Source organism: Terriglobia bacterium, assembly GCA_020072565.1.
Classification (GTDB): Bacteria; Acidobacteriota; UBA6911; order UBA6911; family UBA6911; genus JAFNAG01.
The window spans coordinates 65,000-85,555 of the sequence record JAIQGI010000011.1 but is presented as its reverse complement, the minus strand read 5'-3'; the positions used below and the strand labels follow the sequence as shown (position 1 = coordinate 85,555).

Here is a 20,556-nt window from a genome sequence, read left to right as displayed (position 1 = left end):
AGAACCGGTGGAATCCGATCGTGAAGGCTGCGCGGCCGCATGGCATGAAAGACGCTCCCTGTCAGGTTCTTGCGGTATGGGCGTGAGCGTGCGCAGGAACCTGCTATAATCGGACTCTCTCTGCGAAAGGGGCGATCATGCTGGATGTGCTGGCATTGGTGCTGGGCGGCGGCCGTGGCCAACGGCTCTATCCTCTGACAAAGTTCCGCAGCAAGCCTGCGGTCCCTCTGGGCGGGAAATACCGGATTATCGACATCCCGATCAGCAACTGCCTCAACTCGGACATCAATCGCATATTCGTGCTGACCCAGTTCAACTCGGCATCGCTCAACAGGCATATTGTTCAGACTTACAAGTTCGACATGTTCAGCGGCGGCTTCGTCGATATTCTGGCCGCGGAGCAGACGCCCGATAATCCAAACTGGTTCCAGGGGACAGCGGACGCGGTCCGGCAGAGTATCAAGCATTTCGCACCCTACGATGTGCGCTACATCCTGACTCTTTCAGGCGATCAGCTCTACCAGATGGACTTCCGCCGGCTCGTTCAATTCCATGAGAAGTCGCGAGCCGACATCACTGTTGCCGGCATTCCCGTCAGTGCTGCGGAGACTTCGAGTCTGGGCATCATGAAGGTGCGGGATGATGGACGTGTGACCGCATTCTACGAGAAGCCGGGACCCGAGCACCTGCCCGAGCTGCGCTGGGCGATGGCGAACCGGCACAAGCCCGACGACGGCCGCGACTATCTGGCCAACATGGGCATCTACCTGTTTCGGAAGGAACACCTGGTCGACCTGTTGACGGGATCCAGCGCGCTTGACTTCGGCAAGGATCTGATTCCTGAAGCCATAGGGAAATGCAGCGTGTCCGCCGATGTTTTCAGCGGATATTGGACCGATATCGGAACGATACGATCTTTCTATGAGGCCAACCTGGCACTCACCGCAGGCCTGCCCCGATTCAACTTCTATGCCGAACGCACGCCGATCTATACCCACCCGCGAAACCTCCCGAGTTCCAAGCTGAACAGTTGCACGCTTTATCAGTCGATCATCGCCGACGGCTGCATTCTCAACGGCGCCGACATCACGCGCTCCATCGTGGGCGTCCGAAGCCGGATCGGAACCGGAACCACGATCAAGAACTCGATCATCATGGGCGCCGACAGTTACGAGACGAGTGAAGAGCTGGCGGCCAATGCGGAGCGGGGAATCCCCAATATCGCGATCGGAAGCAACTGCACCATCATCAACGCCATCATCGACAAGGATGTGCGCATAGGCGACAATGTTTCCATAATCAACGCGCACAACCTGCAGGAGAAGGACGAAGACCGCTACCACATTCGTGATGGCATCATCGTCGTGCCCAAAGGCTCCATCATCAGCAGTACTACAGTGATTTGAGGTCGGATGCGGGTTGCGGATTCAGGGCCGCCGGATGGACTTCCTCTTTGTTGGCCTCTGATCCTGAATTTTGGATTCCGGTTTCTTGCCATACTGATGATGGGCTCCCATCCCGGTCTGAAATCCAAAATCCGCGATCCAGAATCCGAAATCATCCCGCAGGCGTCTCGCGGTATCCCAGGATCATCATGGTGATATCGTCGTGCTGAGGGGTGTTGGCGGAAAACGAAGCAAGCTGTTCCTGCAGGCAACGGAGTATCGTGGAAGTGCTTGCACGCGAGTGCTCCCGCAGGAGATCGCGCATTCTCACTTCTCCGAACTCTTCGCCCGCAGTATTGAGAGCCTCCAGCACTCCGTCGGTGAAGAGAACGACGTGATCTCCCGGCCGCAGGCTGATGGTGTTGGTCTCGAATTGAACTTGAGGAAAGAGCCCGAGAACCATTCCCCCCTCCGTCAGTTCGTGCAGGGACCCATCCGTGCGAACCAGGAACGGCGGATTGTGGCCGGCATTGGTGTAGGTGCAGTTCCCCTCGGGGTCAAGGATGCCGAAAAAGAAGGTCACAAATCTGTTTCCGGTGCCCCGCTTTGCCAGGCTGCAATTGACGTTGGCGATCATGCTGGGGAGAGGGAGATTGAGCAGTGTCTGGGCGCAGAAAATCCCCTGGAGCATGGCGGCAAGAAGCGCGGCAGGCATTCCCTTCCCGGCAACGTCGCCCAGAGCAAAACCGAGCCGTCCTCCCTCCAGGTCGAAGTAATCGAAATAGTCCCCTCCTACCTCGCGACAGGGCAGGTTCAGACTGCAGGCGGTGACATAGGGCAGCGTCTTGTCCGGCGGGGGCAGCAGAGCCTGCTGGATTTCGCGTGCGATGGCGAGATCCTCCTCCAGTTTCTGTTTCTCCCGGGATTCCTTGTAGAGCCGGGCGTTGTAAATGGCCATGGCGGCTTCCGAGGCCAGTGTGTCGAACGCGTCGATCTGGGAGAGAGACAGGCCGCTGCCGATGTTGGCGCTGTCCACATACAGCACCCCGATGGTCTCCATGCTTCCGACCCCCGAAAGCCCCACGGATTCGTGAAACGGGAGGTAGCGCAGGGGCACGCACGAGATGCTGCGCACGCCCAGCCTCCGGGTGGAGGTATGGCTCTCGGATTCATTGCCGAGTTCGAGGTCATTGATCACGATCCGCCGGCCCGTCTGAAAAACCTCATCCGGGACGCGCCGGCTGGTCTGGAACGAGGCTCCGTCCAGCGACTGTTTATAGGCATTCCGGGCGCATCGGAAACTCAGCTTGCCGTCCGCCTCCTTGAGCATGATGAAGCCTCGTTCCGCGCCGGTCAACTCGATGGCTGTATCCACTACGAGGTTCAACAGGTCATCCAGAAGTGGGATCGAACTGAGGGCACGAAAAGTCGACAGCAGCATGGCCATTTCACGAAAGCCGCGCACCGTCAATCCGGAATCCGCCTTGGATCCGCTGCCGGCGAGCAGAGACTGGAGGAGATCCCCTTTCTGAAACGTGAGGGCTTCCCCCTGCAGGCCGCCCACCCGGATGCGATCTCCATGGTTGAGGACCACCTCTTCGATCCTGACCCCGTTCACGAACGTGCCGTGCTTGCTGCCCAAATCGCGCAGAACATACTCTCCGTTGCGCACCTCGACCTCAACCTTGTCACGGGAGACATTCATTGAGGAAAGGACCAGGTTGTTGTTTGAGCCGCGTCCGATTGTAAACTTGGGCGGCGAGATCGCAATCGAGCGTTCCTTTCCGGTCTCGTCGAGGTAGCGGAATCGGGCCTGAGTCTCCTCCTCTCTATCACTTCGCCGGTGGCGCGTGCGCAGCGTTGCCCGCCGCAGGCTTTCGTCCAGGGATGCAGGCGTCAGCGGTGTGAAAAGGACATCGGACGCGCCGGTGCGCCAGGCTTCGAGCGTCAGGCGCTGCGAGGGCTGGGCGCAGACCAGAACGACGGCCAGATCGGGCCGTCGGTTCAAAACCTGCTGAAGTTCCTCCATTGCCCGCGCATCTTCCGCCGGCTGGAGATAGATCACGTCCAACTCTGAGTCATCCAAGCTCTCGATCATCTGACTGAGTGCGGGTGCCGCGGCTACATGAGAACCGGCCTCGCTGAAATGGCTCAGCGCGAGAGCTTGTTCCGTCATTCCCAGAAGAAGTATGCGATGGTTGTCGGGCATAGCGGGCACGGCCCCAGGAATTGTGAAACCAATGATATCATACGCCGGGGAAATTCTATGACATACGAACCTCTCGTCGGGGCCCACATGTCGATTGCCGGCGGCATCCATCTTGCATTCGAGCGCGGCCTGCGGGCCGGATGCCGCACCCTCCAGATCTTTCTGAAGAACAGCAATCAGTGGAAGGCAAAGCGACTCACGGACGAGGATAGAAGACTGTACGCGGAAGCGCAAGAAAAGAGCGGAATCGCGCCGGTGCTGGCCCACAGCAGCTACCTGATCAACCTGGCAACGCCGGATCGCGCGTTGTACCGGAAATCACAGGCTGCGTTTGTTGAGGAGCTGAAGCGCGCCAACTTTCTGGGCGTATCTGCCGTGATCCTCCACCCGGGCGCGCACAGGAGTTCGGGCGAGGTTGCGGGGATTGCCGCGATCGCCGCCGCGCTCAACCACGCGCTTGATCAAGTCCCTCCGCCGGTGTCGATTCTGCTGGAAAACACCGCAGGGCAGGGAAGCTCCATCGGCCACAGCTTCGAGCAATTGGCTGCAATACTCGAAGGTGTGCGGGACGCCGACCGCATAGGCTTTTGCCTTGACACCTGCCACCTGTTCGCGGCGGGCTACGATATCAGCATCGAAGCGGGCTATCGCAGGACCCTGCGCCTCTTCGACCGGCTGATCGGCTGCAGGAAGATCCGCGCCTTCCACATGAATGACTGCAGGAAACCCCTGGGCTGTCGGGTCGACCGTCACACCCACATAGGGCAAGGCTGCATCGGCCTGGAAGCTTTTCGCTGCCTGGTCAACGACCGCCGCTTTGCGGCCGTTCCCAAGATCCTGGAAACTCCCAAGGGAGATGACCTGAAACTCGATTTGATGAACCTGCGTACCCTACGGGGTCTGGTTGCCTGAAATGGTAAGGGATGGGAGCGATGATCATAAAATATGTTTTTGCATGGCTCCCGATGGTGCTGATTGCCGTACTGAATGGCGCCCTCCGGGACGGATGGTATGGGAAATACATGAGCCATCGGTGCTCATTTCTTCGTTCCGGGGGCCGAATTCTGCGCGAGACGGCTCTTGCGGACGCCGTACAGGAAGTAGATCACCAGCCCGGTGGCCAGCCATAACACGAAGCGGATCCAGGTCATCAGTGGCAGACCCGACATCAGAAACACACACATCGCGATGCCAAGCAGGGGAACCGCAGGTACGAACGGAACCCTGAACTTGCGCGGGCGGTCCGGCTCCCGCCTGCGCAGAATCAGAATCCCGATGCAGACCAGAACGAAAGCGAACAGGGTGCCGATGTTGGTGAGTTGCACGATTTCGTCGATGTTGGCGATTGCGGAGAAAAAGGCGACGAAGATGCCGGTGAGGATCGTCGTCACATGCGGTGTCCGGTAGCGGGGATGGATCTTTCGAAACCATGGGCCCAGGAGCCCGTCACGTGACATGCTCATCAGGATGCGTGGTTGACCCAACTGAAAAACCAGCAGCACTGCCGTCATCGCGATCACCGCGCCGAAGGCGAGCAGTCCTGCGGCCCAATCCTGCTGAACGAAGTGCAGTGCCGCTGCCAGCGGGTCGGCTGCCCCGGTGAGTTTGAAGTAGGGGATCATGCCGGTCAGCACCACGCCGGCGGCTATGTAGAGGATCGTGCAGATCACGAGCGAACCGATGATGCCCCTGGGCATGTCGCGGCCCGGGTTTTTGCACTCCTCGGCTGCTGTGGAGACGGCGTCAAAACCGATATAGGCGAAGAAGATCAGAGAAGCGCCGGTCCAGACTCCGTGGATTCCTCCCGGGAAGAACGGATGCCAGTTGGCCGGCTTCACGAAGGCTGCGCCTACGCCGATGAAAAACAACAGCGTGATCACCTTCAGGACCACGATCACGTTGTTGAAGCGTGCCGACTCCTTGATGCCGATGACGAGAAGCCAGGTGATCAGCCCGACAATGACGACGGCGAGAAGATTGAAGATAATCGGCAGCCCGAACACCACCGGGTGAGACAAGTGCGCCTGATAGGCGATGCTTGCTTCCGGGCTGAGAGAGTTTGCGCCCCCGGCGGCCGCAGCCTTTGCGGCTGCCGCGACAGACCTGTAATCGGCTGCCATCCATGCGGGGATCTCGATGCCGAAACCAAGCATCAACTGGCGGAAGTAGGCCGCCCATGAGATCGCCACGGCGATGTTTCCCACCGCGTACTCGAGGATCAGGTCCCAGCCGATGATCCATGCCACCAGTTCGCCCAAAGTGGCGTAACTGTAAGTGTACGCCGAGCCCGCAATCGGGACCAGGCTGGCAAATTCAGCGTAGCAGAGTGCGCAGAAGCCGCACGCGACCGCCGTGAGCAGGATCGAAACGCTGACGCCGGGTCCGGCCGGCGGCAAACCGTTGCCTCCGGAGGTTGCGGATCCCAGGGTCGCGAAGATCCCCGCCCCGATGATGCCCCCGATGCCGAGCGCCATCAGGTCGATGGCCGTCAGGGTTTTCTTGAGGCCGTGTGCCTCGTCACCTCGCTCGTCGAGCAACTGGTCCAGCGGCTTTCTGCGGAACAAAGACATTGTGTACGCTCCTTCTATGCATTCCCTTCGAGATCATCTCCTGGAAGTGCGGCGGCTTGTTGCCGCCTTCGGGCGCAGCGATGAAGGGCGCGCCGAACCGAGGCGCCGACGATCCTGCGCAGCCAAGAGATCTCGCAGGCTCATGCGCCGATTCTCATGCGCCCATCCACCACAATCGCTCCGGTTCCAGGTTCCAGCACCTTGATGGGATTTAGGTCCAGATCCTGCAATTCAGGAATGATGCCGATCAGGGCCGACACCTTTTGCAGCACCCGGATCAAGGCTTCCCGATCGCCGGGGGGGGCGCCGCGATAACCGTCAAGAAGCGTTCCCGTGCGCAGCTTTCCGATCATGTCGGCGGCGTCAATATCGCTTACTGGAGGCAGTCGGAAACTAACGTCCTTGATCACTTCCACCAGCACGCCCCCGAGCCCGCACACCAGCATGGGTCCGAAGTTAGGATCTACCGTGACTCCCACGAGCGCCTCCACCCCCCCTCGGATCTCGCGCTGCAGCAGCACACGCTTCAGTTCCACGCCGATCGCCTTCATGCGCTCCTTCAGCGCAGTGACCGCCGCTGCCACCTCTGCGCGCGACTTCAAGCCCAGGAGCACGCCGCCGACATCGCTCTTGTGGATCACACTCTCTGCCTGTACTTTCGCGACCAGCGGATATCCCAGACGGTCGGCCACCGCCGGCGCCTCTCCCAGGCCGGCCGCCTCGGCGACGGCGAAGTCGATGCCCGCAGCCCGCAATATGCGCGCCAGATCCGCGGGCTCGAGCCAGACGGGACCGCGGGCGGAGGCAAGAACACGGTCAACCACGGCGCGGATCTCGTGCTTCGCATGCGCATCAAGGGCCAATGTCGAACCTTTCGGACGTTGGCGCCAGGACGCATGCCGGTAGGCCGCAGAAAGGGCGACCGCCGCATTTTCCGGGAAGCCGTACAGAGGAATCCGTCCCCGCGGCCCATCGCACACGACGGGGGGCAGTCCGCGCGCAGACATGAAAACCCCTAGCACCGGCTTTTCAGGCGGCACGCGCTCGACCGCTTCTTTGATCGCCTCGATCATGTCCTCCGGCGGGTGCAGCCGCGGCGGCAGATAAATCAGAATCAATGAGTCGATACCGGGGTCTGCGGCCGCGATGTCGATCGCGCGCGCGTATTGTTCCGGCGTCGCGGACGCGATCATGTCGATGGGATTGGCCAGTCCCGCCTGCATGGGCAGGAAGGTGCGCAGCGCCTCTTTGGTGGCAGGCGCGTATTCGGGCAGGATCAGCCCGTGCGCCTCGCAGGCGTCGGCAAGCAGGATGCCCGGCCCGCCTGCATTGGTGATGGCACCTACCCGCCGGCCGGGCGGGAGCGGCTGGCTCGATAGGAACCTGGTTATGTCCAGGAGCTGTTCCACCGTTTGGGCGCGGATGATGCCCGATTGCAGAAACAAGGCGTCCACGGCCACATCTGAACTGGCCAGCGCGGCGGAGTGACTCAAAGCGGCACGCGTCCCGGCAGTCGAGCGTCCGGACTTGACGGCGACAATCGGTTTGTGGCGCGCGATCTCCGGCGCCATGCGCGCGAACTTGCCCGGGTGGTCGAAACTCTCCAGATACAGCATGATGACCTTGGTGTGAGGGTCCTCGGCCCAGTAGGAGAGCAGGTCATTGACCGACACATCGGCCTTGTTGCCGACGGACACGAAGGTCGAGATGCCTATGTTCAGATCCGGGGTGAGATCGAGAATGCCATAGCCGAGGGCGCCGCTCTGCGACAGCAAGCCGATCGTGCCGGCCGGCGGCCAGACGGGGGCGAAATTAGCGTTCATGGAGACATCCGGCGCCGTGTTGATCACGCCCATGCAATTGGGGCCGACCATACGCATGCCCGACGACCGCGCCAGTTGTCTCAGGCGTTTTTCCGTTTGCCGCCCCTCGGCCGAGACCTCACCGAAGCCCGCGGATATCACGACCACGCTGCGGACGCCGGCGCGAGCGCAATCCTTGATCGCTTCCTCCACGGCGGCGGCGGGAACAGCGATGAGGGCCATGTCTATCGGCGCCTGAATGGCGGTCACAGCCGGATAGGCCGGAATGCCGTCGATTTCCGGGGCTCCCGGATTGACCGGGTAAAGCAAACCTTTGAAACCGCAACGCTTCAGACTGGCCACCAATGCCGCACCAATGGTGCCATGCTTGCGCGAAGCGCCAACAATCGCGATCGCTCGTGGGTTCAGGAAGGCACGGACGCTCTCGGCCGTCGCCAGCTGTTCCCTCTTTATTTGCGCCGCCATGAATTCATCGGTCAAATCGGTGGGGAAGGAGAAATGAACCACGCCCGACCCCTGGCACCGTTCCACGCGGAAGCCGATGGAAGTGATGACCTCGATCATCCGGCTGTTCTCTTCGAGGACGTCGGCCCCGAACTCCGCTATGCCGTTGCGGCGCGCGATCACGGCGAGGTGTTCGAGGAGCAGGGTTCCCACCCCCTTCCCTTGAAATGCGTCGGCCACCGCAAACGCGACCTCGGCCCGTCTCGGCCCGTCGTTCTCTTCCAGCGCAACATACCGGCCGACACCGATGATGCGTTCCCTGTCTCCATCACGGAAGGCGGCGATCAGGGCCGCCTCCTTGACGAAGTCCAGGTTGGTGAACTGTGCCAACTCGCCCTCGGTCAGCCACTTCTTAAAACGGAAAAAGCGGAAGTAGACCGACCTCGGGCTCAACTGGCTGAAAAGCTCGAGCAGGCAATGCTGGTCGTCGGTGCGCAGGGCGCGGAGATAAATCGATCTGCCGTCGCGTAAGATGGCCTCCACCAGGTAATCGCGCAAATCAGTAACCATATCCATTGTCCCCTAGGCCATGGAGTATGGCAGCTTGCTGCCGCCTTCTTTCCGTTTACGGCGCAGACAGCCCGACGCTCTCGAGAATGCGGGCGCAACGGAGCTCGCCCGCTTTAAGCACTTCGTCATCAATTTCTTACCTCTTTATGACGTCGCGTGCCAGGCTGCAATTGTGCCCACCACGGAATCTCTCACAAAGGTCGAAGTTTGGCGTACCTCTCTATCAGAGTTTTTCTGCCGACACGGCCGAAGGTGATCGTCAGTTTGACGTCATTTCCGGTGCGCTGGCGGCTCAGGATGATTCCGTCTCCGAATTGCGCGTGGCGCACCCGCATCCCCGGTTTCAAAACCGGGCCGGCCCCGCCGCCGGATTTTCCGGAATTCTGTTTCTCCACGTAAGCGCGCAGTTCTGCCAGGGAGCGCGGCTGACTGCCAGCGTCCACCCCGGCTCGCTCTTCAGTGGCATCGTCCTCTTCTTCTTCCTCATCCTGATAATCGCCGCTCTCCTCAAAGACATATCCCGCCTGAGTGTCAAAGCCTTCAACCAACGCTTCGGGAATCTCCTTCAGAAAGCGGGACGGCAGGGACGGCATGCCCGCCTCGGGGCCGAAGCTCCGGCGATACGGAGTCCAGGTCAGATACAGCTTGCCGCGTGCGCGCGTCATTCCCACATAGCAGAGGCGCCGTTCCTCCTCCAGGTCCTCCTTTGAATCCCGCGACTGGAAGTGCGGGAACAGGCCCTCTTCCATTCCCGCCAGCAAAACCACGTCGAACTCCAGCCCCTTCGCGCTGTGAACGGTAAGAAGCGCCACGCGCGCATTCGGATCGAATTGGTCGAGCTCGGAGGAGAGGGAAGCGCGATCCAGGAACTCGAAGATCGTCTCGCCCCGCTCTTCCGATTCATAGGCGGCGCGCACCAATTCCTCGACGTTCGCGATCCGGCTCTCGGCTTCTTGCGGGGTCTCGCGCTCTTCGAGCATATTCAGATAGCCGATCTGATTGACGATTTCTTCCAGCAGCTTTCCTGCCGGGGTCTGCTCTGCATTCGAAATCCAGGCATCAAGCAGCTCCTGGAAACGGGCGAGCGCCCGGTGCGCCCGCCCGGCCCGCTGCGGGTCTTTCACAAGTTCACGCACGACCTGCGAGACCGGCACCCCCTTGTCGACCGCAGTCGTGGTCAGCTGCTCGACGGTGGTACTGCCGATGCCGCGGGGCGGCGTGTTGATGATGCGCAGGAGAGCGACGTCATCCTCCGGATTGTAGATTACACGCAGGTAGGCCAGCATGTCCTTGACTTCCATCCTGTTGAAGAAGCCCACACTCCCTACCACCACATAAGCGATTCCGCGCTGAATCAGGACATCCTCAAAATTCCGGGACAGCGCGTTCGTGCGATACAGAATTGCGATGTGACAATCGGGATTGTCCTGCAGCATGTCCTGGATCCGGAATGCAACCCATTCTGCTTCCGCGCGGGCAGAGGGGCTGCGGTGGCAGGTGGCTACGTCGCCGCGCGCATTTTCAGTCCACAGCACCTTTCCTTTGCGCTCCGTATTGTTCGATACCACAGCGCCTGCGACATCGAGGATGGTCTGCGTGGAGCGATAGTTCTGCTCCAGTTTGATGGTCGTAGCTCCGGGGAAATCCCTTTCGAAATTCAGGATGTTCTGGATGTTGGCCCCCCGGAACTTGTAGATCGACTGATCCTCATCCCCGACGACGAAGACGTTCTTGTGCCTCGCGGTGAGGAGACGCAACAGGTCATACTGAGTGCGGTTCGTGTCCTGGTATTCATCCACCAGAATGTAGCGGTACCAGTGGCTGTAGTTGTCGCGCACCTCCGGAAAGCGCTCCAGGAGTTCCGTTGTTTTCAGGAGCAGGTCATCGAAATCCAGGGCATTCGACTTGCGCAGCCGCTCATCGTAGACCTTGTAGAGGTGCTGAAGATCTTCGGCGGTCTCCGATGGAAAACGAGCGGCGAAATCGGCAACCGTAATGTTGTGATTCTTGGCGTAGCTGATCCGGCCGAGGATTTCGCGCGGCGCCAGATCCTTCTCCGTCCGGCGCTCATTCTCCAGGATCTGCTTCATCAGGCGCCTCTGATCATCCGTGTCGTAGATCGAAAAATCGCGCTTGTAGCCGAGGCGCTGGATCTCACGTCGAAGCACCCGCACGCACAAAGAGTGAAAAGTCGTAATGAGAGGTTCCGCGGTCCGTGACGGGCCCAGCAGTGCGTGGACGCGCTCGCGCATTTCCTGCGCGGCCTTGTTGGTGAAGGTGACGGCCAGGATATTCTCGGGACGTGCCGCCCCATTTTGGATCAGGTAGGCGATCCGGTGCGCAATGACCCTGGTCTTGCCGCTCCCGGCGCCGGCCAGCACGAGCGCAGGCCCGCTGCCGTGCTCGACAGCGAGCCGCTGCTGCGCATTCAACTTGGCCAAAATATCCATCCGACAACAATCCTGGGGTTCGACCCAAACGCTACTTCACACCCATCTCTTTCAACAGTGAATCCGCTCCGCCGACTTTTTCCGTTACCCACAGGACATATCGGATATCGACCGCAATGGAGCGGCTGTACGCCTCATTCCAGGCATAGTCATTGATCGTCGCGCCCCAGGCCCGGTCGAAGTTCACGCCCACGAGTTCACCCATCGCATTCATCAGTGGACTTCCGGAATTGCCGCCGGTAGTGTCGGTATCATAGAGGAGGGCAACGGGGAGTTCGTTGCTTTTGGGCAGTTTGTAACGGCCATAGTCCTTCGCCCGGTACAACTCGCGCACTTTCTGGGGCGTGGCATAGGGATACTCGTCTTTCGTTTTCTCCATCACGCCCGTGAGGGTTGTAATCGGCTTGAGATACGTTGCGTCAGCCGGCGAGTATCCTCGGACGTGGCCGTAGGTGAATCGCAACGTGCCGTTCGCATCGGGGATGAAGTCCCTCTTCAGGTACCTTTGCTTCACATCAATAAGCAGAGCCGAGAGTTTGGATAGTTCTGCGCTGCGGCGCTGGCGGACATCTCTCAGATTCTGCTGCAGCGGAGCGAGCTCTCTGGCCAGGCTGACAAACGGATCGTTCAGCTGCGCCGCTTCTTCCGGCGTCTTGCCTAAGGCATTCGCGAGCCCCTCGGCGGTTCTTAATGTGGTTTTCGAAAACGCGGCGTCGACATATCGGCCAATGTTCTGTTCGGAATAGTCTTTTTGCAGGACATCATCGACAATGGCGATGCGCTGGCCCTGCGGCAGCTGCGCCGCGAGCGAGATCATCTTCCTGAAGAAAAGCTTCTCCGCCGGTTCATAATAGTTGGCGAAGTTGCCGCTCGATGCCTTCCTGGTTTCTGCCAGGGCGGAATCGCGGTAGGCGGCCGAACGCTCTGCGCTCGGTTTCGCCATTTCTCTGCTTGCGTCGTGGACGGTGTTGCCCAATCGAAGCAGCAGGGAAGTCGACTGAAGATTGTCGAGCACAAGCTCGTACTGTGCCTTGTCGGACATCTCCGCGTATATTTTGCCGATTTGATCCAGTACGGTTCCGTAGATTGCCTTGCGTTGCGGGTCAGCATCGATGAATTTTTGAAGCGCGACCTCTTCTTCCCGTTTTTCCGCAACCAACTGGAGGCGCTTCATGCCGGCAAGCTTGCCGCGATAGTTCTTCATCGTGTTGGCCAGACCTTTGACCCGCGCGTCGAATTTGAGCGCCACGGCCCTGCTTGCCTTGCCCAGCTCTTCCATGCATTTGATCTGCCAGTCGTTCAGATCGGCGACGAACGGCATCCGGAGATTTTCCTCGTAGGCCATGTAGGAGGACGTCTGGTGCCGATATGTCCTTCCGGGATAGCCGAGAATGAAGACCAGGTCTTCTTCATTTACGCCGTTGGGATTCACTTTCAGGAACCGTTTGGGATGGTACGGAACATTGTTCTTTGAGTAGTCGGCCGGTTTCCCGTCAGGACCGACATAAGCTCGGACGAATGAGAAATCTCCCGTGTGACGCGGCCATACCCAGTTGTCATCCTCTCCGCCGAACTCGCCGATGGAACGGGGCGGAACGTACGCCAGGCGGACATCACGCAGGGTCGTCGAAATGAACATCACATACGATTTCCCGGCGAGCATTTCCGATATGCCGATGCTTTTTCCAGGAAGCTCTTTCTGAGCCTGTTTTGTCAGCTCACCGATCCTGCCGTCGATCGCTTTCGATCGTTCCACGGGGTCCAAGGAATCACTGATTGCGCTGAGCACTTCTTTGGTGACGTCGCGCATTTCCTCAGTGATCCGCGCGGTAAGCCCACGGGCGCGAATCTCTTCCGGTCGCGCTTTGGCGAGGAATCCGTTGGTGAGATAGTCGTTTTCCACGGTGCTGGCGGCCTGCACGGTGCTAAAGACGCAATGGTGGTTGGTGATGATCAGGCCGTCCTTCGAGACGAACGAGCCGGTGCAGCCGCCAAGGGAGACAATTGCCTCGATCAAACTCGTGCCTTTCGGGTTGTAAAGCTCTTTCGGGTCAATCTTCATGCCTTTCGCCTTGAGGTTCAACTTCGTCAATTCGCTGATGGGATACATTCCCTCTTCACCCGTGGTAGGCTGGAGGAGAAGAGACAGAAGAATGGCCAAAATGAAAAACATCCGTCTGAGCATGGAGGACTCCTTTAGAAAAACCGCTGAGAAGCGACGCGAGTCTATCGGAAATGCGCTGGAAATCCAAGGTCGGAAGTTAGGGGGTCAGAGACTCGCGGCCGTGGCTTCGATCAGGCGCACGATCGGGGCGGGATAGACGCCAAGCCAGATCAGCGCCACGGTGAGCGCAGTGAGCACCAGGCCGCCCGTGAATGTCAGCACCGGTGGCGGGGTGGAGGCGGCCGGACCCGGATCCTGGGCCATGATGACAACGATGCGGAGATAGTAGTAAAGCCCGATGCCGCTGGTTCCCACCAGGACCAGCACGAGCAGCCATAGCGCGGAACCGATGCCGGCTGTCAGAACATAAAATTTCCCGATGAAACCCGCCGTCAGCGGGATGCTCGCGAGCGACAGCAGCGCTGTTGTGAACATGCCGGCCACCCAGGGCCGGCGCCAGAAAAGACCCTGGTAGTCGGGAAGGCTATCCATTTCTGCCTCGCGGCCGGATAAGGCTGATATGACCCCGAACGCGCACAGGATAGCCGCGAAATAGGCGGTCAGGTAGTAGGCCACCGCGGTGAATGCCCGTGATCCGCTGGCCAGGAACGCGACCAGGAGATAGCCCAGGTTGGCGATGGAAGAATAGGCCAGAATGCGCTTGACGTTGTTCTGCCGCAAAGCCAGCAGATTGCCGGCCAGCATCGAGGCGATCGCGATCGAGGCAAAAATCTCAAAAAAGACGCCATGCTCGCGCAGCTGCAGCTGTGAGAAGTAGCGCAGCAGGAGCGCAAACACCCCGCCCTTCGATACCGATGCCACGAATGCAGTTGCCGGCGCCGGTGCTCCTTCGTACACGTCGGGAGTCCACATGTGAAAGGGGACCACTGCCAGCTTGAAGCCGATGCCGACGGTGGCGAGGGCGAGGCCGGCCAGCAGCAGTGCTCCCGGCCCCCCGGGCCGGGCAGCCAGCAGGGAGTTGACGCGCGACAATTCCATAGTCCCGAGGTCGGCATAGATCAACGCCATGCCGAAAAACAGAAAAGCGGCGGAAACCGCGGCCAGGATGAGGTACTTGACGGCCGCCTCGATGCTCTGCTCTCGTGTGCAGGTGTAGCCGATCAGAACGTAAAGGGAGACACTGAGAATCTCAAGACCGAGCAAAAAAGACGCGAAGTGGGTGCTGGCAACGAGCACGGCAGAACCCAATGTTGCCAGAAGCAGCAGGAGGTAGAATTCCTCACGTTCGCCGCCCTGCAGTTCCAAATAGGAATAGGACATCAGGGCCACGGCGAATCCTGCGGCGAAAAGCAGCCCCAGGTAAAAGCGCGCATAGCCATCCATTACCAACAGGGTGGTCAGCTGCCGCGGGGAGAACGGTACGGTCTGCGGCAGGGAGGCCAACCCTGAGGCAAAGATGGCCAGCGTCAGGCCGAAAGTGAGGCGATGGCTCCGGCGCAGGGCGATTCCCAACATCACCAGGACGGCACCCCCGGCAATCACCAAGAAAGGTGCCAGAGCAATCAGATCAGCCCGGGTCACAACCCACCTCGATCAGGATTGTCGAACGGCCAATGTTCAGTAAAAGGCCTGGGGAAATCCGTCATTCGGTTCAGCCTTTCATCTTGCCGGCGGCGGCCGTGTCCAGTGTCTTCAGCTGCCGATGGATACGCAGCACCAGCGCGAGCCCGACGGACACTTCGGCCGCCGCTGTGGCCAGCACCAAGAGAAACATCACCTGTCCGTCCGGTTGCCCCCAGCGAGCGCCCGCGACGATGAAGGCCAGCCCGGCGGCATTCAGCATGACCTCGATCGAAAGCAGCACGAATACGATGTTGCGGCGCGTGAGCACGCCGATCAGCCCGAGACCAAACAGGATTCCGGCCAGGATCAACCCGTGCTGCATTGGTATTAAAGCCACGGCTCCCGCCTAGTCAGTGCTGTGCGCCGCCGTCCTGTCTCGGCGCCCCAGGTGATATGCCCCCACCAGACCTGCCATCAAGAGAATCGACGACAACTCCACGGCCAGCAGATAGGGACCGAACAGCAGCGCTCCGACCGCCTGCGGCTGCGTCTGCCCGGAAGGTGCCAGCGCAGCCCGATCGCTCAGGAACACATAAAAGAGCTCCGCCAGCAGGACGGCAGCAAGGATCGATGGCCCCGTCCAAATGCCGGCGCTCAGCCAACGGTGCTCCTGCTCGATCGTCCGCGGTCCGAGGTTAAGCATCATGACCACGAACACGAACAGCACCATGATGGCGCCGGCATAGATGATCACTTCCAGAGCGGCGATGAAAGGAGCACCCAGCGTGAAGAAGACCACGGCCACCGCCAGCAACGAGACGATCAAATACAGCAAACCGTGAACCACATTCAGACGGGTAACCGCTAACGCCGTCGCCAGCACCGCAACCGCCGCCGCAATGTAAAAGACAATGTTCATCTGCCGTCTCTGCCCCCTAGTGCTGAGTGTGGAGTGCTGAGTGCGGAGCGCTGGGAACCGAATTCAGGAGTGGCCGAAACATGACCGTTTACTGCCACAGCGTTCTGAGAGCTTTCCATCAATATGCCCTTCCTTTCCACTCATGACTCATCACTCAGCACTACGGCAAAAGGCTGTGAATATCCGTTGGTGGAGCTTCATTCTCCGCCTCGCCTTTGCTCTTGCCCCCGACTGCCATTCCTGCGATCCGGTAGAAGTTGTATCCCGGATACTTGCCGGTTCCGTTGATCAGCAGGTCTTCTTTTTCATATACCAGGTTTTGACGCCGGTACTCACTCATCTCGAAGTCCGGCGTCAACTGAATGGCGTAGGTCGGGCACGCATCTTCGCAATAGCCGCAAAAGATGCACCTCGAGAAGTTGATGCGGAAAAACTCCGGATAGCGTCGTCCATGTTCGTCCTCGGCCGCCTGCAGGGCGATGCACTCCACCGGACAGACAACGGCGCACAGGTAGCAGCCCACGCAGCGCTCCTGGCCGTCCGGGTCACGAGAAAGAATGATCCGGCCGCGCCATCGGGGAGCGAGATACGCCTTCTTCTCGGGATATTCAATCGTCTCCCGCCTGCGAAATGTGTGCGTGAGCACAGCCCAAATCGTTCTGATCAAACTGAACACGGTTTCTCTCTCAAGGTGCGATCGCCAGAGCGATTGCGCCGGTGGCCAGCAGGTTTAACAGCGACAGCGGTAACAGCACCCTCCAGCCGAAGGCCATCAGCTGGTCATAGCGCGGGCGTGGAAGGGCGGCCCGAGCGAGTATGAATCCACAGATGAAGGCGAACGTCTTTATGAAAAACCAGAGGGGTGGCGGCAGTACTGGGCCGAGCCAGCCGCCGAAAAACAAGGTGACAATCATTGCCGAGATCAGCGTGACGGCGAGATATTCGCCGACGAAGAACATGCCGAACTTCATGCCTGAATACTCTGTATGATACCCAGCCACCAGTTCCGCCTCGGCCTCGGGCAGGTCGAACGGCAGCCGGTGCGTTTCCGCGAAGCCCGCGACCAGGAAAATGATCAGGCCAAGAAACTGCGGGATGCAGAACCACAGATGCTTCTGGGCTGCGACGATGTCGTTGAGGTTGAAGGATCCGGCGAGCAGAACTACGCCCATCAGCGACAGCCCCATGAAGACCTCGTAACTCAGCATTTGAGCTACGCTGCGCAGGCCGCCGATCAAGGCATATTTGTTGTTGGAGGCCCAGCCGGCCAGGACCACGCTGTAAACCCCCAACGATGACATCGCCAGAAAGAAAAGGAGGCCGATGTTGAGGTTGACGACCGAGATCTGCGGCCCAAAGGGGATCACGGCGAAGGTCATCAGCACCGTTACCATGATGATGGCGGGCGCCAGAACAAAGACGGGCTTGTCCGCGAAAGGCGGAATCCAGTCCTCCTTGAAAAAGAGCTTGATGGCATCTGCCACCACCTGGTTCAGGCCGAACGGTCCCACCCGGTTAGGCCCCCAGCGGTCTTGCCAGATCCCCAGCAGCCTGCGCTCGAGCCAGATCAGCCCTGCCGCAACGGTCAGGATGACGATCAGGACGCCTAGGATTGTCAGGATTGGGCGAAGAATCTCGGTCATCTGTACATCCCGGCACAAACCACAAAACACCGGATGCGGCATCGCCGCATCCGAAAAATCTCAACGCAGAGTCTGCTGAGATCGCATGATATGAATTTGTCTCGCATCCTGTCTGTTTCCATAAGCATTGCCTAGCGAAGCGCGGCAAGCCGTACCCATTCGGGTGCACGCGGTCCGCGCCATGCCGGCAGGCCGCTCGCGATGCCCACGACACCGGCCGGCAGCGAGGCAGTCAGCCGAACCGGCAGCCGATGCCGGCTGGCTTTGAATTCGACCAGCACGTTGGCTCCATCATCTACTGCAAGTACCCGCGCGTCTGCGGGATTGAGCGCCAGACATGGTTCAGGCGCCAACTCCGCAATCCCGGGCGACAACATGCTCAGCTCTTCGGAGCCGAAGATATGAAACAACGGCACGGCCAGATATTCGCCGTGCCGGAGCTGGAAAGGCGGTGGGACGTCTGCAAAAAAAACGAGACTCGCACCGGAAGGGGGCTCGATCAGTCGGCGTCCCGGATCGCCGCCGTGCAGCGGGCCGCCGATCTCCTTCTGGAACTTGTTGACCGCCTGAATGGAATTCCACCCGGGGGCCCAGAACTCATGGATGAGGGCCGCGGGGGGATGTCCCGGATAGCCCTCCATCGAGAATGAAAACGGAGTTTCCGAATCACTGGGAGGCTTGGGCTCACTGACTTCGATATGTGCCAGCATGGCGGTCCGACCGCTGTACCGGTGGGGTTCGCGGGGGATCTTCTGGCCGGTCATGCGAAACTCAGCGGCAGGTGCCATGTCCGGAACCCTGCTGAAAACCGGCAAAGCCCGGGCCAGTGCCTCGGTGACGTCGTCCAGATTTTTCCAGGCGGCTTCCTGGGCCCTGTGCGTCGCGACCATGATGTCCTGAAGCCAGCGCCAGCTCTCCGCCACCTCGCCGCCTGCAGTGAAAACCTGATAGGCGCGCTGCGCTCTTCCTTCATTGTTGACCAGAGTGCCGGTGCTTTCGGCGAACGTCGCCGCCGGCAGCACTACTTCCGCGCGGGCGGTCGTGTCGTTGGCCAGCGAATCAATCACAGCCACGTGCCTGGCACCGGCAAACAGTGCATCGACCGTCGTCGCATCGCCGCGCCGGTAAAGATCATTCTCGAGGATCAGAAGCGTATCCGCTGTTTTTTGCCGCAGTGATGCGAGAGCCCGGCTGATCCCTGCTCCACCCATCAAGCCGATCCCGACGGTATTGCACTCAGCGACAACGAGGCTGAGCTCGGCCGTGCGGGAGGCGGTCGTGAGCGCCCATGCGGCATTGGCGGCCGCCTGCAAGATTGGTTTGCTGCCCAGGCTGGTCCCAGCCACGATCAGAGGACGGCGCGCTGCCGCCAAATCGGCGGCAATCTGCGCGGCCAGCGCGCGCGTGTCGCCCGGCAGACCGGGGACCTCCGGACAAGCAGGGTTCAACACCGATGCAACCGCGAAGCCGAGGCGAGCGATGTCGTCGGGCGCGGCACGCAGCACGCCTCGGGCGATCTCATCCAGCCGGGTGGCTGCTGGTGTGGCGATGAAGAGGGGACCCCTCTGATGCTGGAGCGCTTCACGCACGGCGGTGTCCTGCCAGTCGGGGATCTTTTGCTTGCGCGCAGTCTCCATCGGCTGTTGGCGCACCGATTGGCGCAGCGCGAGCGCGAGCATGGGTGCGGTATTGGTCAGATCCTCCCCCAGGACCAGGACGGCATCGGCCCGCATCGCGTCGTGCAGAGAAGGGGAGCGCGCAGGTCCCTGCCGCAGGATCTCCACCGCTGCAGAGATCAATTCTGATTCCTCGTCGGAGGTGCCCAGGCAGAAGTTCTCCGCCCCGACCAGAGTGCGCAACGCGAAGTTGGCTTCGAGGGAGGCTCGCGGCGATCCGATACCGATCACGCCCTGGCTCTCCGCCAGGATACCCGCCAGGTGTGCGAGCGCCTCTTCTCTGGTTGCAGGCTCGGCCGCAGTTCCGGCCGCCCGCCGCAGCATCGGCCTGCGGATGCGGCGCTCACTGTTGACGAACTCGTAGCCATAGCGGCCGCGGTCACACAGAAAATAGCGGTTGACCTCGCCGTGGTAGCGGTTGCGGATCCGGCGCAGCGTCCCATAGCGCTCGCCGGGGAGGGTGTTGCAGCCAATGGCGCAGTGAACGCAGATCGAGGGCGCGGTCTGGAGGTCCCACTTCCGCGTATAGTGCCTCTTGAGCGATTTGTCGGTGAAAACACCCGTGGGGCACACCTCCACCAGGTTGCCGCTGAATTCACTCTCGAGCACGCCGTCTGTTTGGCGGCCGAAATATACCTGATTGCGCAGCATGTGGGCGCCGAAGTCGCGCCCGCCCGCGTAGTCGTTGTAGAAGCGCACACAGCGATAACACTGGATGCAACGGTTCATTTCATGGTTCACGAAGGGGCCGAGGTACTGATTCTGGAAAGTACGCTTCAATCCGCGATAGCGCCGGTAGTCATGCCCGGTCATGACGGTCATGTCCTGCAAGTGGCACTCGCCGCCTTCGTCGCATATAGGACAGTCATGGGGATGGCTCAGCATCAGCCACTCGATGATGGAGGCGCGGAACTCGCGCGCCTCGGGATCCTCGATGGAAATCCGTGTGCCATCCGCGGCGGGAGTCATGCAGGCCATGATGATCTTGCCTTTGGTGTCATGCTCATCCCTGTACTGTTTGACGGCGCACTGGCGGCAGGCGCCTACCGACCCCAACTCCGGGTGCCAGCAGAAGTAGGGGAGGTCCAGTCCTAACTCCAGACAGGCATGAAGCAGGTTCCGGCCGGGATCGACTTCGTAGGCCTTTCCATCCACGTAAATCGTCGCCACTGATTGCCT

The 20,556-nt window shown here is 60.3% G+C and carries 13 protein-coding genes; 2 read left to right on the top strand and 11 right to left on the bottom strand.

Annotated elements, in window-relative coordinates; translation table 11 throughout:
• The first annotated feature begins 137 nt into the window (after positions 1-137).
• Positions 138-1,406 (top strand): glucose-1-phosphate adenylyltransferase, encoded by a 1,269-nt coding sequence (locus LAP85_08815; GenBank protein MBZ5496492.1) that lies wholly within the window; start codon positions 138-140, stop codon positions 1,404-1,406.
• Positions 1,407-1,557: 151 nt separating this feature from the next.
• On the opposite strand, the gene LAP85_08810 is transcribed toward LAP85_08815, so the two are convergent.
• Positions 1,558-3,594, bottom strand: coding sequence for a SpoIIE family protein phosphatase (locus LAP85_08810; GenBank protein ID MBZ5496491.1), 2,037 nt, complete (start codon positions 3,592-3,594; stop codon positions 1,558-1,560).
• Positions 3,595-3,651: 57 nt separating this feature from the next.
• Between LAP85_08810 and LAP85_08805 the strand changes: the two genes are divergently transcribed.
• Positions 3,652-4,506: a deoxyribonuclease IV gene (locus tag LAP85_08805; protein ID MBZ5496490.1), complete on the top strand. Its 855-nt coding sequence runs from the start codon at positions 3,652-3,654 to the stop codon at positions 4,504-4,506.
• A 125-nt stretch (positions 4,507-4,631) separates the two neighbouring features.
• Here the strand turns inward: LAP85_08805 and LAP85_08800 are convergent, their stop codons facing one another.
• The 10 genes from LAP85_08800 to nuoG form a co-directional block, all read right to left on the bottom strand.
• Positions 4,632-6,164 carry an amino acid permease gene (locus LAP85_08800; protein ID MBZ5496489.1) on the bottom strand — a complete coding sequence of 511 codons (1,533 nt, stop codon included), beginning with the start codon at positions 6,162-6,164 and terminating at the stop codon, positions 4,632-4,634.
• 140 nt (positions 6,165-6,304) lie between these two features.
• Positions 6,305-9,001, bottom strand: a complete 2,697-nt coding sequence (locus tag LAP85_08795; GenBank protein MBZ5496488.1) for a GNAT family N-acetyltransferase — start codon at positions 8,999-9,001, stop codon at positions 6,305-6,307.
• A 191-nt stretch (positions 9,002-9,192) separates the two neighbouring features.
• Positions 9,193-11,442, bottom strand: a complete 2,250-nt coding sequence (locus LAP85_08790; protein MBZ5496487.1) for a UvrD-helicase domain-containing protein — start codon at positions 11,440-11,442, stop codon at positions 9,193-9,195.
• Between the two features lie 40 nt (positions 11,443-11,482).
• Complete coding sequence (locus LAP85_08785) at positions 11,483-13,636, bottom strand: S46 family peptidase (GenBank protein MBZ5496486.1); 2,154 nt, start codon at positions 13,634-13,636, stop codon at positions 11,483-11,485.
• Between the two features lie 84 nt (positions 13,637-13,720).
• Positions 13,721-15,157, bottom strand: a complete 1,437-nt coding sequence (locus LAP85_08780) for an NADH-quinone oxidoreductase subunit N (protein MBZ5496485.1) — start codon at positions 15,155-15,157, stop codon at positions 13,721-13,723.
• A gap of 70 nt (positions 15,158-15,227) precedes the next feature.
• Positions 15,228-15,536, bottom strand: coding sequence for an NADH-quinone oxidoreductase subunit NuoK (gene nuoK / locus LAP85_08775; protein MBZ5496484.1), 309 nt, complete (start codon positions 15,534-15,536; stop codon positions 15,228-15,230).
• A gap of 9 nt (positions 15,537-15,545) precedes the next feature.
• Entirely contained in the window at positions 15,546-16,058 is a 513-nt protein-coding gene (gene nuoJ / locus LAP85_08770) for an NADH-quinone oxidoreductase subunit J (protein ID MBZ5496483.1), read from the bottom strand.
• A gap of 160 nt (positions 16,059-16,218) precedes the next feature.
• Positions 16,219-16,734, bottom strand: a complete 516-nt coding sequence (gene nuoI, locus LAP85_08765) for an NADH-quinone oxidoreductase subunit NuoI (protein ID MBZ5496482.1) — start codon at positions 16,732-16,734, stop codon at positions 16,219-16,221.
• 10 nt (positions 16,735-16,744) lie between these two features.
• Positions 16,745-17,701: an NADH-quinone oxidoreductase subunit NuoH gene (gene nuoH, locus LAP85_08760; GenBank protein MBZ5496481.1), complete on the bottom strand. Its 957-nt coding sequence runs from the start codon at positions 17,699-17,701 to the stop codon at positions 16,745-16,747.
• A gap of 131 nt (positions 17,702-17,832) precedes the next feature.
• On the bottom strand, positions 17,833-20,547 hold the full coding sequence (nuoG, locus tag LAP85_08755; GenBank protein MBZ5496480.1) for an NADH-quinone oxidoreductase subunit NuoG: 2,715 nt from the start codon (positions 20,545-20,547) through the stop codon (positions 17,833-17,835).
• Between the last annotated feature and the right edge of the window lie 9 nt (positions 20,548-20,556).

Bases quoted from the DNA above. Each gene is read 5' to 3' on its own strand.
- nuoJ (MBZ5496483.1), bottom strand. From the start codon at position 16,058: ATGAACATTGTCTTTTACATTGCGGCGGCGGTTGCGGTGCTGGCGACG.
- LAP85_08805 (MBZ5496490.1), top strand. From the start codon at position 3,652: ATGACATACGAACCTCTCGTCGGGGCCCACATGTCGATTGCCGGCGGC.
- LAP85_08800 (MBZ5496489.1), bottom strand. From the start codon at position 6,164: ATGTCTTTGTTCCGCAGAAAGCCGCTGGACCAGTTGCTCGACGAGCGA.
- nuoH (MBZ5496481.1), bottom strand. From the start codon at position 17,701: ATGACCGAGATTCTTCGCCCAATCCTGACAATCCTAGGCGTCCTGATC.
- LAP85_08785 (MBZ5496486.1), bottom strand. From the start codon at position 13,636: ATGCTCAGACGGATGTTTTTCATTTTGGCCATTCTTCTGTCTCTTCTC.
- LAP85_08795 (MBZ5496488.1), bottom strand. From the start codon at position 9,001: ATGGTTACTGATTTGCGCGATTACCTGGTGGAGGCCATCTTACGCGAC.
- LAP85_08815 (MBZ5496492.1), top strand. From the start codon at position 138: ATGCTGGATGTGCTGGCATTGGTGCTGGGCGGCGGCCGTGGCCAACGG.
- LAP85_08810 (MBZ5496491.1), bottom strand. From the start codon at position 3,594: ATGCCCGACAACCATCGCATACTTCTTCTGGGAATGACGGAACAAGCT.